Annotated in this window: 14 protein-coding genes; 2 read left to right on the top strand and 12 right to left on the bottom strand. The window is 62.5% G+C overall.

Going from position 1 to position 22,051, the window contains the following annotated elements; translation table 11 throughout:
- Positions 1-2: 2 nt before the first annotated feature.
- From ACIPV6_RS05065 to ACIPV6_RS05025, 9 genes are all read right to left on the bottom strand, one after another.
- Positions 3-488, bottom strand: a complete 486-nt coding sequence (locus ACIPV6_RS05065) for a GtrA family protein (RefSeq protein ID WP_400269815.1) — start codon at positions 486-488, stop codon at positions 3-5.
- A gap of 2 nt (positions 489-490) precedes the next feature.
- A complete protein-coding gene (locus ACIPV6_RS05060) occupies positions 491-2,605 on the bottom strand; it encodes a DUF6541 family protein (RefSeq protein ID WP_400269814.1) in 2,115 nt (704 codons plus the stop codon).
- A 73-nt stretch (positions 2,606-2,678) separates the two neighbouring features.
- Positions 2,679-3,410: an ABC transporter ATP-binding protein gene (locus tag ACIPV6_RS05055; RefSeq protein ID WP_400269813.1), complete on the bottom strand. Its 732-nt coding sequence runs from the start codon at positions 3,408-3,410 to the stop codon at positions 2,679-2,681.
- Complete coding sequence (locus tag ACIPV6_RS05050; protein WP_400269812.1) at positions 3,411-4,268, bottom strand: ABC transporter permease; 858 nt, start codon at positions 4,266-4,268, stop codon at positions 3,411-3,413.
- Positions 4,269-4,270: 2 nt separating this feature from the next.
- Positions 4,271-6,271, bottom strand: a complete 2,001-nt coding sequence (locus ACIPV6_RS05045) for a glycosyltransferase (RefSeq protein ID WP_400269811.1) — start codon at positions 6,269-6,271, stop codon at positions 4,271-4,273.
- A complete protein-coding gene (glf, locus tag ACIPV6_RS05040; RefSeq protein ID WP_400269810.1) occupies positions 6,268-7,452 on the bottom strand; it encodes a UDP-galactopyranose mutase in 1,185 nt (394 codons plus the stop codon). Before glf ends, ACIPV6_RS05045 begins: the two co-directional genes overlap by 4 nt.
- Positions 7,453-7,636: 184 nt before the next feature.
- Complete coding sequence (locus tag ACIPV6_RS05035) at positions 7,637-8,623, bottom strand: Gfo/Idh/MocA family oxidoreductase (protein WP_400269809.1); 987 nt, start codon at positions 8,621-8,623, stop codon at positions 7,637-7,639.
- Positions 8,623-9,714, bottom strand: a complete 1,092-nt coding sequence (locus ACIPV6_RS05030; protein WP_400269808.1) for a DegT/DnrJ/EryC1/StrS family aminotransferase — start codon at positions 9,712-9,714, stop codon at positions 8,623-8,625. The genes ACIPV6_RS05035 and ACIPV6_RS05030 overlap by 1 nt, the downstream gene beginning before the upstream one ends.
- A complete protein-coding gene (locus ACIPV6_RS05025; RefSeq protein ID WP_400269866.1) occupies positions 9,711-10,328 on the bottom strand; it encodes an acyltransferase in 618 nt (205 codons plus the stop codon). The genes ACIPV6_RS05030 and ACIPV6_RS05025 overlap by 4 nt, the downstream gene beginning before the upstream one ends.
- A gap of 183 nt (positions 10,329-10,511) precedes the next feature.
- Here ACIPV6_RS05025 and ACIPV6_RS05020 point away from each other — a divergent pair, with 183 nt between their 5' ends.
- Entirely contained in the window at positions 10,512-14,615 is a 4,104-nt protein-coding gene (locus tag ACIPV6_RS05020; protein ID WP_400269807.1) for an FtsK/SpoIIIE domain-containing protein, read from the top strand.
- Here ACIPV6_RS05020 and ACIPV6_RS05015 read toward each other — a convergent pair.
- Complete coding sequence (locus ACIPV6_RS05015) at positions 14,612-15,121, bottom strand: hypothetical protein (protein WP_400269806.1); 510 nt, start codon at positions 15,119-15,121, stop codon at positions 14,612-14,614. The two genes, ACIPV6_RS05020 and ACIPV6_RS05015, sit on opposite strands and share 4 nt — an antisense overlap.
- A 242-nt stretch (positions 15,122-15,363) precedes the next feature.
- On the opposite strand from ACIPV6_RS05015, the gene ACIPV6_RS05010 reads away from it, so the two are divergent.
- On the top strand, positions 15,364-15,612 hold the full coding sequence (locus ACIPV6_RS05010) for a WhiB family transcriptional regulator (protein ID WP_003804966.1): 249 nt from the start codon (positions 15,364-15,366) through the stop codon (positions 15,610-15,612).
- Between the two features lie 74 nt (positions 15,613-15,686).
- Here ACIPV6_RS05010 and ACIPV6_RS05005 read toward each other — a convergent pair whose 3' ends face one another.
- Together ACIPV6_RS05005 and ACIPV6_RS05000 are read right to left on the bottom strand one after the other, a co-directional pair.
- Positions 15,687-17,156, bottom strand: a complete 1,470-nt coding sequence (locus tag ACIPV6_RS05005) for a sensor histidine kinase (protein WP_400269805.1) — start codon at positions 17,154-17,156, stop codon at positions 15,687-15,689.
- Between the two features lie 30 nt (positions 17,157-17,186).
- Positions 17,187-22,043, bottom strand: coding sequence for an NAD-glutamate dehydrogenase (locus ACIPV6_RS05000; protein ID WP_400269804.1), 4,857 nt, complete (start codon positions 22,041-22,043; stop codon positions 17,187-17,189).
- Between the last annotated feature and the right edge of the window lie 8 nt (positions 22,044-22,051).

Here is a 22,051-nt window from a genome sequence, read left to right as displayed (position 1 = left end):
GCTTATCCTTCGCTGCTCTTTGGTGTGAGGTTCTGTGGTGGCGCGTCGGTGTCTGTCGCGCCATCGGTCTTGTGGCTGGAGTCCGTCGCGTGCTTCTTCTGCGGAAAGACCCAGTGCTTGTAAATGAAGTAGTTCCAGGCCATGGTCGCGGCGGTCGCCACCACTTTACCGGCTACGTAGCCCGCGCCAAGGAACTGGAAGAGTTCCACGATTCCCATGACCGCGAGGGTGTTGAAAGCCAGGAGCCCCGAATAACGGAGCACGCCGCCAATGGCCGTGCCTCCGCCGCCGAAAGCGAAGTGACGCTGAAGGAAGTAGTTGAAGAAGAAGCTCCCCCAGAATCCGGCGCCCGTGGCAAGCCACAGCGGCCAGCCAAAGACCTGGAAACACAGTGCGAGCAGTCCCAGGTCAACCAGGAAACTCAGGCCGCCGATCAAAAGGAACCTGAAAAGGCTCGATGCCAGGAATTTAGCGATGAATGCCTTCATGGTCAGCAAATCCTTCCGAGCGGGGCAATGCCGTCAGGGTTCCGGTTTTCGAGGATGCCTGGTACACCGTCAAGCTGGACCCTGTCCTTGGCGTCGGCGTCAAAGGCTTCCTTGCCGCCTGGCAATTGGGACCAGTCGATCTGGTAGAGCGCGGCGTTGCCTTCGCGGGTGACCAGCTTCAGGTACGGAATGGAATCCGGCTCGGTCAGGCCGGGCTTCGGCTCATCCCAGGCGCGGATACGTCCATCAGCGATGTAAACCCACTCTATGCCGAGCTCGGAAGCCGCCGCACGCGCTTGGGCGTCACTGGCCAGTTCCGGAAGTTTTTGCAGGACCAGAAGCTGCCTGTTGGTGGGAAGGACCTCGAAGTGCCGGATCATGGGCATGCGGTTGCCCAACGCGTACATCCACACAGAACCATCACACGAATCGTTGAGTACGGTGGCATCCTGTGGGACGTACTGGTCCACCTTGCTCAGGAGGTCCACCTCCGCAGCACTCAGCGTAGCGCCATCCACTTTTGTGTTGATGTTGATCCGCTCGGCGTTCTGCTTGAAGTACGGCGTGGCCCCGATTCCCGCGGCCAGCAGCACGACGAACGCCGCCGCCACCGTCACCAGGCGACTGGGCCGCCGTCGTACGTCACTGCCGGCTTCCGACGGCGACGACCGCCGCGCACGGATTTTGCCTGCCAGCCATTCGACTGCCTCGGCGGCCTGGGCAACGCCCAAGCCCGCCAATGGCACCAGAAGCATGACGAGGATACCGAAGATCCGCCACTGGTCATCGTAGAAGGGAGCCGTCAGGTTCAGGAACCGGGGACTCTCACTGCCCATGGTGTAGACCGAAAGGAAAGCGAACGCCAGGACCGGTCCGAAATACCACCACATGCGGATGCGGAGCACCACAGCCAGGCAGCCCAGGGCCACCAGGACAGTGAGGATCGGCATCGCAATGGATCCATGGTGCAGGAAGATGATGTTCTGGATGGCCCCGTTGCGGTCGGTATCCGGCGCCCACATCATCTTGGAGACGCGCTCGGACTCCTTGAGCATCTGCTGGATGATCGGCAGGCCAAGCACGGCGGCGAGCACTCCGGCGACTGCCAGGTAGACCGTAATGCCGAGGATCCGGCCCCTTCGCCTGATCGCGGCCGAAAGGAACCAGAAGACCAGCAACGGCAGGACGACGAACGCAAGGGAGGGGTGCACGGCAATCAGGCCCACCGCACCGAAGGCGATCCCGGGGATCCAGAACTTCCTGCCTTCCAGCGCCCCCTTGATGGCAAGGAAAGCGAAGGGACCCACCAGCAGCATGCCGGCGAAGAACGGAATCAGTGGACCACGCCACAGGAGGTCGTAGGGATAGACCGTAAACCACCCGGACACGGCCCCCGCAGCGGCAACGGCAATCGGACGACGCGTTACCACCATGGTCAGGGCCATGGTGCTCAGCGGCAACTGGACCGCCATCATCACCAAAACGAAGACGTTCAGGAAAACAGGGATGCTCACCCCGGTCAGGGGCCACACCAGGGACAGCAAAGCATGGAACGCAATGGGGTAGCTGCGGATCGGCGCATCGGCAATGGACGTGTCGTAGTAGGCGAAGTTACCCGCGATGCCCGGATCCCACTCGTGGTTGACCGAGATCAAGCGGATCATGTTGGCGTGCCAGGGAATGTCCCAGTCCTGGTTAATGCCAAGGAGCCCCTCGGTACCAACAGTCCAGGACACTGCCGCCACCGCCCCGCCGGCCACCAAGCCGGCAATCAAAATCCACCAAGCTCCCGAAATGTGGTGCTTGCCGAAAATTCCGGGACCGGCCGGGACCGGCAACCCGAACCTGGCAGGGAACCGACGCTGCAGCGTCAGGCGCAAAGCCAAAAGAACTCCGGCCAGGATCACCAGCACGCCAGCGACAGGCAACAGTTGCCAGCTCATGCCAAGCCCATGGCCCATGACGCCGATGACCGTCAGGGCGCCCATTCCCAACAACGGCGCAACCACCGGCAAGATGGTCCGACGGACTCCCAGTGCCTCCCCGAGCAGCCAGCCGGGACCCCACCACAACACAACGATCAGGAGTACACACAACAGCAGAGGGCCGATAGCCATTCCTACGGTCGCCTTTCTTAGATGCTTCCACCAGCCATCCGGTGACAGACGACTTATGCAGTTGGAGGCCGGACTAGTTGCGTTCCCTCAACCAAGCCACGGCTTGGTCTGCTGGACCTTCGAATTGCACCGTACCGGATGAGAGGACTACTCCCCTGTCACAAATACGGGCGATCATGTCCAGGTCGTGGCTGACCACCACAAGGGTGCGGCCCTCATCGGACAACTGCCTGATTTTCGCCAGGCACTTGCGCTGGAATGGCTCGTCGCCCACCGCGAGGATCTCATCCACAAGGAAGATATCCGGCTGGGTGTGCACCGCCACGGCAAACGCGAGGCGCAGGAACATGCCCGAAGAGTAGAACTTCACTTCCGTATCGATGAACTGCTCGATCTCCGAGAAAGCGACGATCTCGTCGAATTTCGCGTTGATTTCTTCCTCGGTCATCCCAAGGATCGCAGCATTCAGGAAGACGTTCTCACGTCCCGAGAGGTCCGGGTGGAAGCCGGCGCCAACTTCGATCAGGCCGGCAACCCGGCCTTTGGTACGGACCGTCCCCTTGTCCGGAAGGATCACGCCGGAAATCAGCTTCAGCAACGTCGACTTGCCGGAACCGTTGAAGCCCAGCAAAGCAACCGTCTCGCCCGGCTGGATCTCGAAGCTCACGTCATGCAGGGCATCGAATTTCTTGGTCAGCTCACCCTTGCGTCCCTTGACCAGCCAGACCAGCGTCTCCTTCAAGGAGTGTGAATGGCGGAGGTTGAAGGTCTTCTTCAGGTTCTTGACGATGATTGCAGCGCCCACTCAGACCTCCTGCGCAAAGTGGCCCTCAAGCCGGCGGAACACCAGCTGGCCAATAATAAGGAACACAGCGGCCATCCCCAGCCCGGCGAAACCGGTCATGAGGAGGTGCGGCGGCAATTCAACCGGCTTGGTGACGGTCGGGTACCAAAAGGCCCAGTGGAACAATTCCACCGCGACGGTCACCGGGTTCAGCTGGTAGATCGTCAGCGCCCAATCCGGAGCGAGGCGGCGGATCATGGTCCAGTCATAGAGGACCGGGGACGTCCAGGTGACAACCATCATGAGCATGTCCACGATGTTCTCGGCGTCGCGGAAAAACACGTTGATGGCACCAGCGAGCAGACCCAGGCCGGTGGCCGTGACGGCAACGATGATGAAGCCGAGCAACGCTCCGAAAAGCTGGAGGGCGTCCGGGTGCCATCCACTGAGCAGCGCTGCCGCCAACAGGACCACCAGCTGCGGCAGGAAGTGCACCGCGGCAACCCAGACCGAAGCCACCGGGAACAGCTCCCGCGGAAGGTAGATCTTCTTCACCAAGGCGGCATTCCACACAATGGAACGCGTGGCGTTGGAGAACGCTTCGGTGAAGAAATTCACCACGATCACGCCCGAGAACATGTACAGGGCGTAGTTGGGGATCTGGTCCCCCACCCGAAGCACGATGCCAAGGGCCAGGAACAGGACCAAGTACTGAACCAGGGGTTTGACGTAGGACCAGGCCAGTCCCAGCACGGAACCCCGGTAGCGGACCCGCAGTTCCTTGCGGACGATCAGTTTGAGGAGGTACCGGCGCCGGAAGACATCCAGCAGCCCGGCACCAACCCCGGGAACAGCATATGTATCAGTCGACTCGGCCATCGCTACTGTTTGGACTCCGAAGCGTCGAAAGTTTCGCGCCATGAATCCATCGAGGTGATCTCATGCAGGGCGTCGCGGTACTCTGCGCGCAGGGCCTCCCAGTTCGAGAAGAGCTGCGCATGGAGTTGGGCACTTTCCACAAGCATGCGGCGGACGAGCTTCGGATCACGGCGGTACCACGACGCACCCGTGCCGTCAGCGTTGGACACGACGGCGCTGTCAAGGTGCGCAAGGCTCCACCATTTGCCGTCCTGGTGCGCGACGTGGGCTTCAGGGTTCGTTCCGGCCGATTCGCGGACCGGTGCGATGGTCTGCTTCAGAACAGTCTTCACTGCCCAGGGAAGAAGTCCGAGGGCACCCGGCTGCTTGTATGTCTGGGGCTTCTTCGGGGGACGCTTCCGGAACGCTTCGGGGAACGCTCCCGGATCGGTCTTTACCTGTGAGTCAACGAACTCCTCGCGCATGGCCCGGAGTTTGGGCATGGTTGTGGGCAGTTGCTCGTGGAGTTTCCCCGGTCCTTCAAGGACGTCCCTGAGGGCCATGATGCGCGCCTGCTCCGGGTAGTACTGCATGGACACCAGGTGCTTGATGTCGGTGTTCAGGCTTTCCCGGAAAATCCGGCCGCCCTTGGGGAACGGGGAATGCAGGAGCGTCGCGATGAGGCGGTTGCGCTCGTGGTAGTAGGCCTGCCAGTCCACGGAGTCGTCCTTGTCGGCCCACGAAACGTGCCAAACGGCGGCACCGGGAAGGGTGACTGTCGGGAATCCGGCGGCACGGGCACGCAGGGAGTACTCAGCGTCGTCCCACTTGATGAAGACAGGCAACGAAAGGCCGATCTTCTCAATGACCGTCTTTGGAATCAGGCACATCCACCAGCCGTTGTAGTCGGCATCCCAGCGACGGTGCAGGAGCGGCGTGGAGCGGAGTCCTTCAGCCGAGAAGTCGTGGTTGCCAAGGCCCTCGACGGGGCCCCAGAGGAAACGGTAGAAGTTCACGACTTCGGCGTAGGCGTGGAGCACCGACTTGTTGTACATGTCGAACATGTGTCCGCCAACGATCGTTGGCTTGCGGCAGAGGTCGGCGAAGGCAACTGCGCGGAGCACGCCTTCGGTTTCCAGTTCGATGTCGTCGTCGAGCAACATGACGTAGTCGCTCTTGTCGGTGGCCAGGGTCTCGTACATGTTCCGGGCGAAACCGCCGGAACCGCCGAGGTTTCCCTGGTTGATGATGCGCAGCTGGTCTCCCATGGAGGCTGCTACGGCATCAAAACCGTCCTCGTCGGCAACTTTCTTGTTGCCCTGGTCCACGATGATCAGCTCGGCCAGGATCTGGCGAAGTCCGGCGTCGGCGTCGATCGACTTGATGGTCTCGAGGCAATAGTCCGCACGGTTGAAGGTGGTGACACCAAGGGTCACCTTACCCTGCGGACGGCCCTCGGACGGAACGGCCCAGTGGGCATTCTTCAGCGTCATTCCGTCGCCGCCGGCGATCAGGTCGAACCAGTACCACCCGCCGTCGCCGAAGGGCGCAAGGGTCAGTTCAACGTCGTTGGACGCCTGGCCCTCGACCAGGATGGAGTCCACGCGCTGGGAGGCTCCCCTGGCGTTGGAGCGATAGACGATGACCGTGCCTTCGCCTTCGGTTTCGATGTGCAGCACCGTCTTGGTGGCAACGGTCCACTTGCGCCAGTAGCTGGCCGGGAAGGCATTGAAGTACGAGCCAAACGAGAGGCGCTCGCCCCTGCGGACCTGAACGGAGCCACGGTCAAGGATGTCTTCCGGGTGAAGCTTGCGGGCCATGCCGACGGCCTGGATGACCGCTGTGCCGTTCTCGTCCTGTTTGCGGACCTTGTTCGTGTCAGGGTCAACGTACAGAGGCAGGGTGTCAAGGTCCCGGTTGGCGGGGAAGACCACGCGCTGTACGATCCGAAGATCCTGGTCGCCGGCCTCGGCTTGGGCAACGGTCATGGGAGTCTCCTGGCTTTCGTTAGTCGTGGCGGTCATGCGTCCACTCCACCGCTTTCCAGCTTGGCGCCGCCTGTGAAGTGCGGCTTGATCTTGTTGTCGAACATGGACAGCGCAGAGCCGATGGCCATGTGCATGTCCAGGTACTTGTAGGTTCCGAGCCGGCCACCGAACAGCACGGACTTCTCGCCGCGTGCCAGGTCGCGGTAGGCAAGCAGTTTGCTGCGGTCATCGGAGGTGTTCACGGGGTAGTAGGGTTCGTCGCCCTTCTCCGCAAAGCGCGAGAATTCCCGCATGATGACTGTAGCGTCCTTCGTGTAATCCCGCTCGGGGTGGAAATGGCGGAACTCGTGGATGCGGGTGAAGGAGGCATCTTCGTCCGGATAATTCATGACGGCGCAGCCCTGGAAGTCCTCGATGGGAAGAACTTCTTCTTCAAGGTCAATGGTCCGCCAGGACAAATCGCCCTCCGCGTAGTCGAAGTACCGGTCCACCGGTCCCGTGTAGATGACCGGAACCTGCCCCAGGACGGAGGAGCGGCCAAATTCGCCGTCGTCGAAGAAGTCGGTGTTCAGGATGACCTCGATGTTCGGGTGGTCCGCCATCCGTTCGATCCAAGCCGTGTAACCGTCCACCGGAAGGCCTTCATAGGTGTCGTTGAAGTACCGGTTGTCGTAGTTGTAGCGGACGGGGAGCCGGGAGATGATCTCTGCGGGCAGGTCCTTGGGATCCGTTTGCCACTGTTTGCCCGTGTAGTGCTTGATGAATGCCTCGTACAGCGGGCGGCCAATGAGCTGGATGCCTTTGTCGTTGAGGTTCTGCGGATCCGTTCCGGCAAGCTCGCCGGCCTGTTCGTTGATCAGGGCGCGGGCCTCCGCCGGGCTCATCGCGGAACGGAAGAACTGGTTGATGGTGCCCAAGTTGATGGGCATGGGGTACACCTCGCCCTTATGGCTGGTGTACACCTTGTGCTGGTAGCTGGTGAACTTGGTGAAGTTGTTCACGTAGTCCCAAACACGTTCGTTGGACGTGTGGAAGAGGTGCGCGCCGTAGCGGTGGACCTCGATTCCCGTCTTCTCTTCATTCTCGCTGTAGGCGTTTCCTCCAATATGGTGGCGGCGATCAAGCACCGCGACCTTCAGCCCCAACTCGGTAGCGGCGCGTTCTGCAATGGTCAGGCCAAAGAAACCCGAGCCGACGACGACGAGATCAGCGTTCACAAACTCTCCTGTGTATTGGCGTGCGGGCACAGAAGTGCCCACGTCTACTGGTCAAGGCTACCCGACAAGACGCGGGTTCCCCGTATCCGGGGCACTGCCGGGCAGGGACCTGGGAGGTCCCTGAACAGTAAAGGGAGGCTGGCAAAAGCCAGCCTCCCCCACAACCCTCAGGCGGGTTGGCAGCTCAAAGAGCGACGACGGAACCCGACTTTGCCGAGTCCAGGACGGCCTCGGCAACCCGCAGGGTTTCCAGTCCTTCCGCCATGGTGACAATGTTTAGCGACTTGCCAAGCACGGCGTCGCGGAAAGCCTCGTGCTCCATCTTGAGGGGCTCCCGCTTGGCAAGGGCGAATCGCGTGGACGATCCCTCGGAGACACCGCGGAATGCCGCGACGGAATCCCAGTCAGTCTGGAAGGTCCCATTCTCTACAAACGTGAGGTCTGCCGAGATGGTGTCTGCGATGAAGGCTCCACGCTCGCCGAGGACCACTGTGGTGCGCTCCTTCATGGGCGACAACCAGTTCACTATGTGGTTGGTGACGACGCCGCTCTTGAGGTGGCCGATGGCGGTAACCATATCCTCGTGCTCGCGGCCACTACGCGAGGTCGTGTGGGCGACGACGTTGACGAAGTTGCTCTGGGCAAGCCAGGCGGTGAGGTCGATGTCGTGCGTGGCAAGGTCCTTGACCACGCCAACGTCCGCGATGCGTGCCGGGAACGGTCCCTGGCGACGGGTGCTGATCTGGTAGACCTCGCCGAGGTCTCCGTTCTCCAGCCTGTCGCGGAGGCTCTGCAGGGAGGGGTTGAAGCGTTCGATGTGACCGACTGCGCCAATGAGGCCCTTGGACTCGAACGCCTCGGCAATGCGCCGGCCGGACTCGGAGTCATTCGCAATGGGCTTCTCCACCAGGCAGTGGATGCCCGCGTCAGCCAACTGGAGGGCCACTTCCTCGTGCAGGATAGTGGGAACGGCGGCAACTGCCATGTCGATCCCCTGCGCGATGAGCTCCTCCACCGTGTTGTATACGGTGAGGCCATCGGCAACATTGTGCGGATCACCAAATGAATCCGCCACGGCCACGAGGTCAACGCCTTCGAGCTCACGAATAACGCGGGCGTGATGGCGGCCCATCATGCCCAGCCCGATGAGCCCCGCGCGAAGGTTCGCCACTAGCTACCTGCCTTCGCAACAGCATTGACCGCAGCGACGATGCGCTCGAGGTCATCCTGGCTCAGCGAAGGGTGGACCGGGATGGACAGCACGTGGGTGGCGGCTTCCTCGGTGACGTGAAGATCGTCCGATGTCCGGAACGGGGCGAGCTGGTGGTTGGGGATCGGGTAGTAGACGCCGCAGCCCACCTGGTACTCCTCGCGCAGCGCCTTGGCGAAGCCGTCCCGGTCGTCAGAAATGCGGATGGTGTACTGGTGGTACACGTGCTCGTAGCCTTCAGCGACCTTCGGCGTCACAACGCCTTCGATGTTGGCGTCGAAGAAGGCTGCGTTTTCCTGACGGGTCTTGGTCCAGGCTTCCACCTTGGTCAGTTGGACGCGTCCGATTGCTGCATGGATGTTGGTCATGCGGCAGTTGAAGCCAACCAGTTCGTTTTCGTACTGGCGCTCCATGCCCTGGTTCCGGAGGAGGCGGAGGCGTCGTTCGACGTCGGCCAGACCGGTGCTGACCATGCCACCTTCGCCGGAGGTCATGTTCTTGGTCGGGTAGAGGCTGAACATGGCGAAGTCACCGAAGGTACCAACCTTGCGGCCGTTGACGGCCGCACCGTGGGCCTGTGCTGCGTCTTCGAAGACCTTGACGCCGTGCTTGGCAGCCAAAGCGCCGATCGCGTCGACATCGAAGGGGTGTCCATAAAGGTGGACCGGCATGATGGCTGCGGTGCGGTCTGTGATCCTGGACTCAACTGAGGCAGGGTCGAGCGTGTAGTAATCGGGGTCGACGTCCGCGAAAACAGGTGTTGCTCCCGTGAGAGCGACGGAGTTGGCAGTGGCCGCGAAAGTGAAGGAGGGAACGATTACTTCGTCGCCCGGACCAATCCCGGCAGCAAGCAGGCCAAGGTGGAGACCCGAGGTGCCGGAGTTGACGGCAACTGCTGCCCGGCCATCCAGGAGGACCTGGGAAAACTCCTGCTCGAACGCCGCAACCTCGGTGCCCTGGGCGAGCTGCCCGGTGGCCATGACAGCCGTGACGGCTTTTGCCTCCTCGTCGCCGATGATGGGCTTGGCGGGGGGAATGAATTCGGGGCTCATGCCTCTACCTCTCGAAGAGTCTCGTTCTGTTCAACATATGTGGCGCCCGTTTCTGGACATACCCAGTGCTCACCACTGCGCTTCAACGGGAAACCTGCCTTGCCAACCCAACCATGCCGCTTCGCGGGAACGCCAACCATCAAGGCAAAGTCGGGCACGTCCTTGGCCACGACGGCTCCTGCGGCAACGGTGGCCCACCGGCCGATGGTTACCGGTGCCACGCACACAGCGCGGGCGCCGATGGACGCACCCTCCCGGATGGTCACCCCCACAGGTTCCCAATCGTGGGCACTCTTCAGGCTCCCGTCGGGGCCAACAGCCCGGGGGTAGGTATCGTTCGTCAAGACCACGGCGGGACCAATGAAGACGCCGGCTTCAAGCTCGGCGGGCTCATAGACGAGCGCGTAATTCTGGACCTTGCAGTTGTCTCCCATTTTTACGCCGGTGCCAATATAGGCACCGCGGCCAACAATGCAATTGGTGCCCAATTCGGCCTTTTCGCGGACTTGTGCGAGGTGCCAAATCCTGGATCCCTCACCAACTACGGCCTCGTCTGAAACATCGGCGCTCTCTGCAACCACTATCACCGGTGAAGGTCCTTCCTCATTGAGCACACGCGACAACGAGTTTCATCTTAGCCGAGACACCATGCACCCGCGTCAAGGCGGCTTGCGCGGCAAAACACAGCAAAGTTGTCCACATAGCCGCTCCCAGGGAAGGAAAACAAGGGCATGGCCTGCGTAGCGTCGAATGCAAAGGTCCCGCTCCCACCCCGGCGCAATCGAAAGGAACAGCCGATGCCACTTGAGTGCACTCTTGTTCGCGGCCCTGCAGCGGCGTTTCGATCGCAGCCTGAGGAGCTTTCCATCGATGTCGCCGACGGCACCCCGGGTGACCGGCTGCAGAAACTGCTGACAGTGGCGCGCCACTCCGGTGCGCTCTCCGTTGCGGGAGTGGACGTGGCGGCGTTGACAGTGGGAAAGCCCCCGTTGGTGAACGGCGCGGTATTGGTGGACGGCGCTGTATTGGTGGACGGCGCTGTCAGCAAGCGTGGGACGGATGCCCAACCGGATATGGCTCCGCCTTCTGCGTTGATGCTGCTGACGCACTCGGGGCCCGACGCCGGTGCCGTGTTCTTCCTGGAGCGCGGACGCTACGCCATCGGCCGGGGAAGGTGCGATGTCTCGATCCCGGATCCTGGTATGTCGCGGGATCATGCCCTCTTGGAAGTTTCTGCCACGGCACTGCGTCTGAAGGAGACGTCCGGCTTAGTTCAGGTAGACGGCAGGCGTGCCCGCCGCTCGGCTTTAACCTCGTCGTCGAAGGTGCGCTGCGGCAACTCGGAATTCTCGATCCACGCGTCGACCGGAGGCAGCCCGTGCCTACCGCCCGAAGCCGGCAGATCTGTGCAGGAACCGCTCGATGTCAGCCGAAAGACTCCCCCGCGAAACCGTTGGGCGACTGCCATCGGCGCCTTGCTCCCCCTGTTTGTTGGGGTGGGGCTCGCAGCAGCAACCGGAATGTGGATGTTCCTCGGCTTTACGGCCATCTCCGCTGCCAGTCTCTTGATTCCGGCTATCGCGGGCAGGAAGGGACACCAGGAATTCCGGACAGCGCTGGAGCGGGCCGTCCGCGAGGACGCGGAGCGACGACGGCGGTGCTCGCCATCTGCGGCGGAGATCAGCGTCGCTGCTGGTCACGTGCTCGAAGGGCCCGGTCGGAAAGCTGGTCCCTTACACGTTGCCGTATCCTCTTCAACGACGGAGACCGGCCCGGAAGATCCTTACCCGGGCACCCTGGAGGTCCCCGTCTGGCTCCGGCTTGGGGTGGGAATGGTGGTATCCAACGTCCGGGTGGCACCTCAGGACCCCTCTTTCAGTCCGCCCGCACTTGAAGCCGCTCCCGTGACGTTGGATCCGTCACTACCAAGCATTACCCTCCTTGGACCACGCCGACACGTAGACGGCCTGGTCCGCTTCCTGGTGGTACAGTTGGCCAGCTTCCCCCTGGCCTCGGGCATCCCGGCGATCCTGCTCGGCAAAGCCCATCGGCTGCCCTTGTCCGCCCGGTTCCTGAACGGATTTGTTCTCGCCACAGACAATTCCTCGGCGTTGGACGCCCTCCGCCGGTTTGAGGGCAGGCGTGCCGGGAAACTGATCATCCTGGACCCCTTCCCGTTGGTCGACGACTACGAGGACCTCATCTCTGCAGCAAAAGCTGCCTCATGGCAGCTCATCATCCATGCCAGCGGGGCGCACGACGAACCTGACAACGTCGTCCAACTCGATGCCTCCGGAGTGACGGCCAGGCTCAGAGCCGGAGGAGCGGCGCTGCAGTTCGTTCCGGATTTGGTTTCGGAACTCACTTTCGATCGCGCATGCCGGCATCTCGCGGGCAGGGAACCTCGGGAAACCACCGGGCACCACCCCGCAATTCCGGCACAGTGTTCACTCGAAGAACTGGCATCAATGAGGCCCCGGAGCGTGATTCGGCGCTGGACATCGGAGAGCGGGGGCAAGAACCTGGAGGCAATCCTCGGCAGGGACGCGAACCGTCCGCTGACGTTCGACTTCCACGTGGACGGACCCCATCTGTTGATCGCCGGAACCACGGGCTCCGGCAAGTCGGAATTGCTGCGGACACTCGTAGCCTCATTGGCGCTCAAATACACTCCGGAGCACGTCGTCTTTGTTTTCATCGACTTCAAAGGCGGCTCAGGGCTGGGGCCATTGTCGTCGCTGCCCCACTGCGTCGGCATCTTCACGGACCTCGCCAGTTATGAGCTTGAGCGGGCGTTGGCTTCCCTGAGGGCCGAAATCAGATACCGCGAGGAACGCCTGTCCGCGGCCGGAGCTGCGGATCTTGCCGGGTATCTGCGCTCGCAGCACGCGGACGCTTTGCCCATCCCCCACCTGATGCTCATTGTCGACGAATTCAGGATGTTGGTGGACGAGGCCCCTGCAGCACTGAGTGAACTGATGCGTATTGCCACGATCGGCCGGTCGTTGGGTATCCACCTGGTGATGGCCACACAGAGACCCCAAGGAGCTTTGACCTCCGATATCCGTGCAAATGTAACGTCCAGCATCGCCCTTCGCGTCCAGTCTGCCGGCGAGTCCATGGACATCATCAACTCCAACGTCGCGGCGACCATCCCCGTGCGTTTCCCCGGCCGTGCCTTCCTGGCCCGGGCGTCCGGGCCCCCTGAGGAATTCCAATCAGCCTGCCTGGATTCATGCGGCGGGGACTCCCCCGGTATGGCCGGCGACGCCTCATTGGTGAAGTCTGCCCTCAACGCCCTGAACACGGGAAACCCACCCGCGGCACGTCCTGATGGACCTGGTCACGAGGCACACACCGGCCTTGCCACGGTGGTGTCCGCCGTCGGGACGGCATGGCACGCTCATGGCGGGCGTACCCCGCGCCGTCCCATACACGTTCCGCTCCCGTCCGACATTCCATGGGATGCCGATTTGTCTGCATTTGCTGCACCGCCCAGTCCAGAGAGCCAGGGTGACGCATCGTTGCCCCAGGACTCCGGGCTGCTGGTCGTTCTCGGCCTGTTGGACAGGCCTGAACGCCAGTCGGTTCAGATCCTCCAGTGGGCACCGCAGTCCGATGGGCATCTGGCCATGATCGGCAGCGGAGCCAGCGGCATGCCTCAGAGCTTTCTGGCAGTAACTGCCGCCCTTGAGGCCCACCCGGCCAGTCCCCACCTGTACATCCTCGACGCCGTTGGCATGCTCGGGCCTGCCGGAGAGTCACGCCTGTGTGGTGCCACCGCAGGGCTTCACGAACTGCCGTTGGCAGTTCGGGTCCTGGAGCGGTTATCCCAAGAGATGGCCGAACGACGCACTTCCACACATCCAGGGAGGCAACATTCACCCTTGGTCCTTGTTGTGGCGGGCTGGTGCGCGTGGCAAGCCGCGTTCAGGGCCAGCCAGTGGGCCGGGGCGGAGGATCTTTTCCGCGATATCGTCAGGGATGGCACAGCGCTCGGAGTCACCGTGTTGGTCTGTGGCGAGCGCGAACTGGTCGGCTCCCGCTTCTTTGCCGCAATTCCAAGCCGTGCTTTCTTTCCCACCGCATCAACAGACGAATCACGGTTTCATTGGCCTCGGCTTCCTGAGACACAGCCGGTCCCGGGAAGGGCCGTGGTTTTCGGTACCATCGCCCATGGTGAACCCTCCACGGCCCAATTCCGCGATGCCCCGACGGGACCCACAGTGCCATTTCGACGAGGGACCAGCACATCAGAACCACCGTTCCGCGTCCTGGCCCTTCCGCGCCGGCTCGATCGGGAGCTGTTTGAGCTCAAGGTTCCCAGCGCTGCTTCCCGTGATCCGCGAAACCTCTGGATCGGACTGGGCGGAGACGAGGCAGTTCCGGTGGCATTGCCACTCAAGCCAAAGGGCATGAGCCTTGTGCTCGGCACTCCCGGTTCAGGAAAGACGTCCATCCTTAACACCCTTCAGGCCCTCAACCCGCGCGCTAAATGGATCCGCCCCGGGCCAGGCGAACAACCCGGACCATTCTGGGCCAAGGAGGCCGCGGGCTTCCTGTCCGGAAGCGGCGATCCGGACTGCCTTTTGCTGGTTGACGACGCGGACACCCTGGATCCGGAGGCACGCCAGGCACTGGCCAGCCTCGTGGGAAAGACGCGCGGCATCATCATGACCGCAACCACAAGCCCGGCTTTGCACCGAAGGTTGCCCCTCATTGATGACGTGCAAGCCAACCGTATGGGGATTGTTCTGGCGCCGGGGTCTCCCCTGGACGCCGAGATCCTCGGCCTCCGTTTGCCGGTGGAAGGTCAGGCAATCCCCGGTCGCGGACTGCGGATCAGCGGGAAGGAACTGCTGCCCTTCCAAGCAGTCTTCGACCAGACCCGGCAGGGCTAAACAGCGCCCTGCGAACCGCCGGTCCGTGACGCGTAGGAAATCACTGGACGCTGGAACAGGAACACCAGCGCGGCAAGCGCCGGAACAATCATCGCCAGGCCGGGAAGGACCAACCCGCCGGACATCGTCGGGAATCCAATAGTCAGGACGAACAACTGCGCAACCAGTGCAGCCGCCCGGGTCCATCTGTACCCGCGGAAGAGGAAGTGTCCCACCGCGAACAGCCAGGCAGAGAAAGCCAGCAGCAGCCCCAACGTGAAGACAGCCCCCCAGAAGGTAAGGACCGGCGCACCGCTCAGCAGTTCAAAGGCATACCAGGCCGCAGCTCCCAAGAGGGCCAGTGCCTCAAGCACCACGACTATGGAGATGACCACGATGCCTGTGGGCCGGCCGCCCCGGTTCGGTTCAGAGCCAGCGGATTTCGCCGTGGCCGGAGGGCGGGTCGAATCGTCGTTTCCATCGTGGTCTGAGGATGGCTGGGCAGGGTTGGCGGGAGGTCTTGACACACTGGCACACTACCCGAGATAGTCATTGAGCAGTGAGGGCGCTGGCAGCTGATGTGATGCATCGCTCACGGGTTCCGGGCATTTCAACGACCAATACCCCTTGTTTACAAGGCGTTAACATGAAACGCTTGACTCAGACGACCAAGGGGGCCCATGCGGGCCCCTTTCCTTTGGAGCCTCTCGTGAATGTTTTCACAAGAGCCGCTCACCTAGTTCTCACACGAATGGAGTGACTGATCAGCATGGATTGGCGTAATCGCGCAGCCTGCCTCGACAAGGACCCGGAACTCTTCTTCCCAGTCGGAAACACGGGGCCTGCACTTCTCCAGATAGAAGAAGCCAAGAGTGTTTGCCGCCGCTGCCCCGTCGTGGACACCTGCTTGCAGTGGGCCCTCGAGTCCGGACAGGACGCCGGCGTTTGGGGCGGCATGAGCGAAGACGAGCGCCGCGCACTCAAGCGCCGCGCAGCCCGCGCACGCCGCGCTTCCTAGGCACCGAACAAACAAGACGAAGACCGCGGACCAATCTGGTCCGCGGTCTTTCGCATTAAGGCAACGGCACCGGCTTAGCCGCGGGCCAGGTTGAGGACAATCTCGACGGCGGTACCCCCACCATCACGCGGGCTCCATTGGATGGTGCCCCCTAGTTCGCTTGTCACGAGCGTCCGCACGATCTGGAGACCCAGGCCTTCGGCGTACTGTCCATCCGGAAGTCCCACACCATCGTCGGCGATGGTTACGGTCAGGAACTCGTCGTTTCCATCGCCCGCCGTGCGGTCGGCCAAGAGCCAAACAGTCCCCGTCCTCCCTTCCAAGCCATGTTCGACGGCGTTTGTCACCAACTCGTTGATCACCAGGGCCAGGGGTGTGGCAAAGTCGCTGGGCAGCTCACCGAACATCCCGGACCTTTCGGTGCGGACGTGTTGCGATGGTGACGCGACCTCCGCCGAGAGCCTGAACTGGCGGCCAATAAGCTCGTCGAAGTCCACACTCTGCGTCAACCCCTGGGACAGCGTCTCGTGAACCAGCGCAATGGTCGCCACGCGGCGCATCGCCTGCTCCAACCCCTGTTTTGCCTCGTCGCTGACCATGCGCCGGGATTGCATCCGGAGGAGGGCAGCCACCGTCTGGAGGTTGTTCTTCACCCGGTGATGGATTTCGCGGATCGTGGCGTCCTTGGTCACCAACTCCATTTCCCGCCGCCGCAGTTCCGAAACGTCACGGCACAGGACCAAGGCGCCAAAGCGATGCTGTTCATCCCGCAAGGGAATGGCCCTCAACGAAAGGCTGACGCCGCGGGACTCAATTTCGCTGCGCCAGGGCATGCGTCCGGTGACCACCAAGGGCAACGTCTCGTCGACCATCCGGCGGTCCTTGAGCAGCCCGGCCGTGACCTCGGCCAGTGACCTGCCCTCAAGCGATTCCACTTCGCCAAGCCGGCGGAAAGCGGAAACTCCATTGGGGCTCGCGTACTGCACCACGCCATCGGCGTCGAGCCGAATCAAGCCGTCACCCACGCGCGGGGCGCCACGGCGGGAACCCGTGGGCGACGCGAAGTCCGGCCAGAGACCGAGGGTTCCCATGCGGAGGAGGTCGTACGCACATTGGCGATACGTCAGTTCGAGCCTCGACGGCATGCGGGAACTCGACAAATCCATGTGCGAGGTCACCACAGCGAGGGTCCTGCCGTTGCGGACCATCGGAACGGCCTCAACGCGCAGGGCCATTTCGCTGCTCCAGCTTGTCTCGCTGGAGCGCTCGATTGAGCGGCTGTTCCAAGCCTTATCCACCAAGGGACGCAGGTCAGAGCGGATGCCCTCGCCAACGAAGTCCGCATGGAACACCGTGTGGGATGTCGACGGACGGACGTGGGCGAGGGCTATGTAGCCGAGCTCGGGATGCGGAAACCACAATGCGAGGTCCGCGAACGCCAAGTCGGCGACCATTTGCCAGTCGCCGACCAGGAGGTGCAGCCATTCAGCATCTCCCGGCCCGAAATCAGCATGTTCCCTGATGGGGTCCGTAAAGATTGCCACTGCACCTCCAGTTACGACGCGGGCACCTTGCTAGCGTCGGACGATTGACCTCAAGAGCCTTAATGCTACCGACAGTGAGGCCATGTCGTCGGCTTCGAGGGCATTCACCTCGTCGAACATGGTCTTCGCGCGTCCGAGTTGCTCGGCGTTCTGTCCTTCCCACGCCTTGAGGCGATCCTCGGCGGCGGTTCCTGCGTCACTCGACTCAAGGACCGACGTCGTCATATCCGCCACGGTGGAGTACAGGTCGTCACGCAAGGCAGCGCGGGCCAACGCCTGCCACCGGTCGTCACGGGGCAAGGCGCTGATGCGTTCCAGCAGCGAGTCGGCGTGGAACCGGTTGAACACGGTGTAGTAGACCTGTGCCACGTCCTCGACGCTGGTGCTGCGGACCTGCGCGATCCGGGCGATGTCCAGGAGCGCGTAGCTTTCGAAGAGTTCCGCCCACCTGTGCGCCAGGTGATCCGGAAGATCCCAGCCACGGGCCTTGTCCAGCCAGCCGGAAATGCGTTCCTTGTCCTCACCGCGCAGGTAATCCAGCAATCGGCCGCGCAACGGCGCCATCATCGGTTTGAAGGAATCCACCACCTCGGCGATCGGTTGCGAAGCGATGCTCTGGCCCAGTACCCAACGGACGGCACGGTCCAGGAGGCGCCGGATGTCCAGGTGGACTTCGCTCCAGTGCTCTGTGGGGAACGAGGCCGGGAGGGCGTTCAGTTCGTCAATCATCGAGTCGAGGTCGTAGATCTCGCGCAAGGCCACGAACGCCTTGGCAACTGCCACCTCGTTTGCCGAGGTCTCCTCGATGGCCCGGAAGGCAAAGGTAATGCCGCCCAGGTTGATGATGTCGTTCGCCACCACAGTGGCGATGATTTCCCGACGCAGCGGATGGGTGTCCAGTTCGGCGTCGAATTTGTCGCGAAGCTGCTTGGGGAAGTACGAGCGGATGGTGTCCCTGAACCAAGGATCATCCGCGAGGTTGCTGTCGCGGAGCGCCGCTCCGAGTTCGATCTTGGCGTAGGCCGCCAGGACGGACAGTTCCGGCGACGTCAGTCCCTGGCCTTGTTCGAGCCGCTGCCGCAGCGTCTCGGTGGACGGCAGTGCCTCAAGGTCGCGCTTAAGGTCGGCCGACTTCTCGAGCCAGTCCATGAGCCGCTCATAGCTGGGGCTCCATTCGGCAACACGGGTCCGGTCGTTGAGCAACAGGATGTTCTGGTCGATGTTGTCCTGTAGGACCAGGCGGCCCACTTCGTCAGTCATGTCGGCCAGGAACGCAGCCCGTTCGGACGCGTCCAACTTGCCGGCCGAAACCATGCGGTCCACGAAGATCTTGATGTTGACTTCGTGGTCCGAGCAGTCCACTCCGGCCGAGTTGTCTATCGCGTCCGTGTTGAGGATGACGCCCTGCAAGGCAGCTTCGATGCGTCCGCGCTGGGTCAAGCCCAGGTTTCCGCCTTCGCCGACAACCTTGACCCGCAGGTCCTTGCCGTCCACGCGGATGGAGTCGTTGGCCTTGTCTCCCACCACAGCATTGGTTTCGGTGCTGGCCTTGACGTAGGTGCCGATCCCGCCGTTGTACAGCAGATCTGCCGGCGCCAGGAGGATCGCCCGGAGCAACTCCGGCGGGCTGAGTTGGGTGGTGCCATCGGGCAGTCCCAGCGTCTGGCGGACCTGCTCGGAGACCGGGATGGTCTTCGCCTGGCGCGCGTACACACCGCCGCCCTCGCTGATGAGCGAACGGTCGTAGTCATCCCATGACGAGCGCGGCAGCTCGAACAAGCGCTGCCTCTCAGTAAACGAGGAGGCTGCATCAGGGGCAGGGTCGAGGAAGATGTGCCGGTGGTCGAAGGCAGCCACGAGCCGGATGTGGCGCGACAACAGCATGCCATTGCCGAAGACATCGCCTGACATGTCGCCGACGCCTACCACCGTGAACTCTTCCGTCTGGGTATCGAGGTCAAGTTCACTGAAGTGTCGCTTGACGGATTCCCACGCGCCGCGGGCTGTGATGCCCATGGCCTTATGGTCGTAGCCCACCGAGCCGCCGGACGCAAAAGCGTCACCGAGCCAGAAGCCGTACTCGGCGGCCAGCCCGTTGGCTGTGTCGGAGAACGTAGCCGTGCCCTTGTCCGCGGCGACCACCAGATAGGAATCGTCGCCGTCGTGACGGACAACGTCCGACGGCGGGACGAGCCGCTCGCCGTCGGAGGAAGTCACGAGGTTGTCTGTAATGTCCAGCAGCCCACGGATGAAGGTCTTGTAGCTTTCGATGCCCTCCGCCATCCAAGCCGCACGGTCGACGGCCGGGTTCGGCAGTTTCTTGGCGAAGAACCCGCCCTTCGCTCCTGTCGGGACGATCACTGCGTTCTTGACGGTCTGCGCCTTGACGAGGCCCAGGATTTCCGTACGGAAGTCTTCCCGGCGGTCGGACCACCGCAGGCCGCCGCGGGCCACCTTGCCAAAACGAAGGTGGACGCCCTCGACGCGGGGCGAGTAGACCCAGATCTCGTACATCGGACGCGGGAAGGGCAGCCCATCGATGGTGGTGGGATCGAGCTTGAAGCTCAGGTATCCCTTGTCCTGGAAGTAGTTGGTCCGCAGCGTCGATTCAATCAGGTTGACGAAAGTGCGCAGCACACGGTCGGCGTCAAGCGTGGCGACTTCCTCGATTGCCTGGGCGAGCGCCAAGCGGGCGGCGGCCTGGCGGGCGGGGCGCTGCCCGTCTTCCACAGCCGGGTCAAACCGGGCTGCGAACAACACCATCAACCCGCGGGCGACGTCCGGATTGGCCAAGAGCGTGTCGGCGATGAACCCAAACGAGTTGGTGTTGCCCATCTGCCGCATGTACTTGGCGTAGGCACGCAGCACCGTCACCTGCCGCCAGTGCATGCCTTCGCGCAGCACCAGGCGGTCAAAGTTGTCCGATTCGACCGAGCCCGTCACGGCAGCACCGAAGGAGTCGGCAAGGAGGTCGCCGGTTGCAAGCGGATCGATCCCCGAGGGGTACTTCAGGCCGAGGTCGTAAAGGAAGAAGTCGCGGTGGTCGGCGGTTTCGATCTCAAAGGGACGCTCGTCCAGGACTTCCAGGCCAAGGTTGTGGAAGTAGGGAAGGATCTGGCTCAGGCTCTTGGGCTCCATGAGGTAGAGCTTTACCCGGGCGTCTTCCTCGAGGGACTCCCCTGCCCCCTCCGGGAGGTAGACGTGCACGCCCGGACGGATCCGGGCGTCAGCCCCGCCTGCGCGTTCGGCCTGGGCCCCATAGTTTTCGAAACGCTCAATGTCCTCAAGAGCGTCTTCCACTTCGTAGTCCACGCGGTAACCCGCCGGGAACGCCTCGGCCCACAACGTAGACAACACCTCAGCATCGTCGCCGGGACGGTTTTCCCGGAGGACCTCGGCAATGCCCTCGCTCCAGGAACGGGACGCACGCATCAGCCTGTGCTCAAGCTCCTGGACGTTGACGTCGGCGAGTTCGGCGGTACGGGGCAGCCGGATGCGGAAGAACACGCGGGCGAGCGCTGATTCCGTAATCCTGGCCTCGTAGTCGATGCTTTCCGCGTGGAAGGTCTCCCGAAGCTCCTGCTCGATCCTGAGCCGAACGCTGGTGGTGTACCTGTCACGCGGCAAATAAACGACTGCGGACATGAACCGTCCATAGATGTCGGGCCGGAGGAAGAGCTTGGTCCGGCGCCTTTCCTGAAGCCTCTGGATTCCCGTGGCTGTCGCCGCAAGGTCGGGGATCTCAATTTGGAACAACTCGTCGCGTGGATACGTTTCCAAGATGCCCAGGAGGTCCTTGCCCGAGTGCGAATCGGTGGGGAATCCGGCATTGCGAAGCACTGCGTCCACCTTGTCCCGGACAATCGGGATGCTTCGGACCGATCCGGTGTAGGCACTTGTGGCGAACAAACCAATGAACCGGCGTTCGCCGTTCACGTTGCCCGCGGCATCGAAGCTCTTGACGCCGATGTAATCAAGGTAGGCCGGGCGATGAACGGTTGACCGCGAGTTCGCTTTGGTAATGACCAGGGCGCGCTTTTCGCGTGCCCGTTTACGGCCGGCATCCGTCAGGTGCTGGATTTGACGGGTGTTGTCACCCGTGCGGAGCAGGCCGAGGCCGCTGTCTTCGCGAAGTTCCAGGACATCCTCGCCATTGTCATCAATGAGGTCATACTCCCGGTAACCGAGGAAGGTAAAGTTCCCATTGTCCAACCACCGCAGCAGGTCCTGCGCCTGCCGCAGTTCCGCGATTTGTTCCGGATGGGAGACAGTCCCCAACGCTTCAGCCAACTCACGGGCCTTGCTCCGCATCTTGGGCCAGTCCTCGACGGCGGCCCTGACGTCTCCCAGGACCCTCACCAGCCCGGCAATCAGCTCACCGCGGGCATCGTCGCTGACACGGTCAATTTCTACTGCAATCCACGACTCCATGTGGGAAGCGTTGTCGCCGTCGCCAAGCAGGTGGGCAACGCTGGGCAGGGCGGCCGTGTCACCACTGGAGATACCAATGTTGGACGGAACGCGTGAGACCTTGCTCAAAGCTCCGGACACGCGGTCGCGCGTCACCACGAAAAGGGGGTGCATCACCAGGCGGATGGCGCAGTTCTGGCGTACCAGTTCGGCGTTGACCGAGTCCACAAGGAAAGGCATGTCGTCGGTCACGATGTAAACGACACTTCGGTCGGCTTCGCTGTCCACTTCGACAATCGGGCTGCCGGGCCGACGGGACTCCCCGATCTTCTTGTGCTTGTTGGCCCGGGCAATCAGCAGTTCGGGGGAATAACCCCGGGAGTCATCTTCGGCAAGGTGCTCGTAGTAGTCACCGAAGAACCCTTCCCGGACAACTGCTGCATCGGACCGATCCTCCACGCTGGACCCTGACGACATCTACAAAC

This window comes from Paenarthrobacter sp. NPDC089988, from assembly GCF_044748465.1.
In the GTDB taxonomy this organism is placed as follows: Bacteria; Actinomycetota; Actinomycetes; order Actinomycetales; family Micrococcaceae; genus Arthrobacter.
Note: the sequence above shows the minus strand (reverse complement) of the source record. Positions and strands in the feature narration are given on the sequence as shown.

What these genes read in the sequence shown, in the direction of transcription:
- ACIPV6_RS05030 (WP_400269808.1), bottom strand. Translation starts at nt 9,714, where the DNA reads ATGAGCCCCGAATTCATTCCCCCCGCCAAGCCCATCATCGGCGACGAG.
- ACIPV6_RS05050 (WP_400269812.1), bottom strand. Translation starts at nt 4,268, where the DNA reads ATGGCCGAGTCGACTGATACATATGCTGTTCCCGGGGTTGGTGCCGGG.
- ACIPV6_RS05060 (WP_400269814.1), bottom strand. Translation starts at nt 2,605, where the DNA reads ATGGCTATCGGCCCTCTGCTGTTGTGTGTACTCCTGATCGTTGTGTTG.
- ACIPV6_RS05020 (WP_400269807.1), top strand. Translation starts at nt 10,512, where the DNA reads ATGCCACTTGAGTGCACTCTTGTTCGCGGCCCTGCAGCGGCGTTTCGA.
- ACIPV6_RS05065 (WP_400269815.1), bottom strand. Translation starts at nt 488, where the DNA reads ATGAAGGCATTCATCGCTAAATTCCTGGCATCGAGCCTTTTCAGGTTC.
- ACIPV6_RS05000 (WP_400269804.1), bottom strand. Translation starts at nt 22,043, where the DNA reads ATGTCGTCAGGGTCCAGCGTGGAGGATCGGTCCGATGCAGCAGTTGTC.
- ACIPV6_RS05010 (WP_003804966.1), top strand. Translation starts at nt 15,364, where the DNA reads ATGGATTGGCGTAATCGCGCAGCCTGCCTCGACAAGGACCCGGAACTC.
- ACIPV6_RS05045 (WP_400269811.1), bottom strand. Translation starts at nt 6,271, where the DNA reads ATGACCGCCACGACTAACGAAAGCCAGGAGACTCCCATGACCGTTGCC.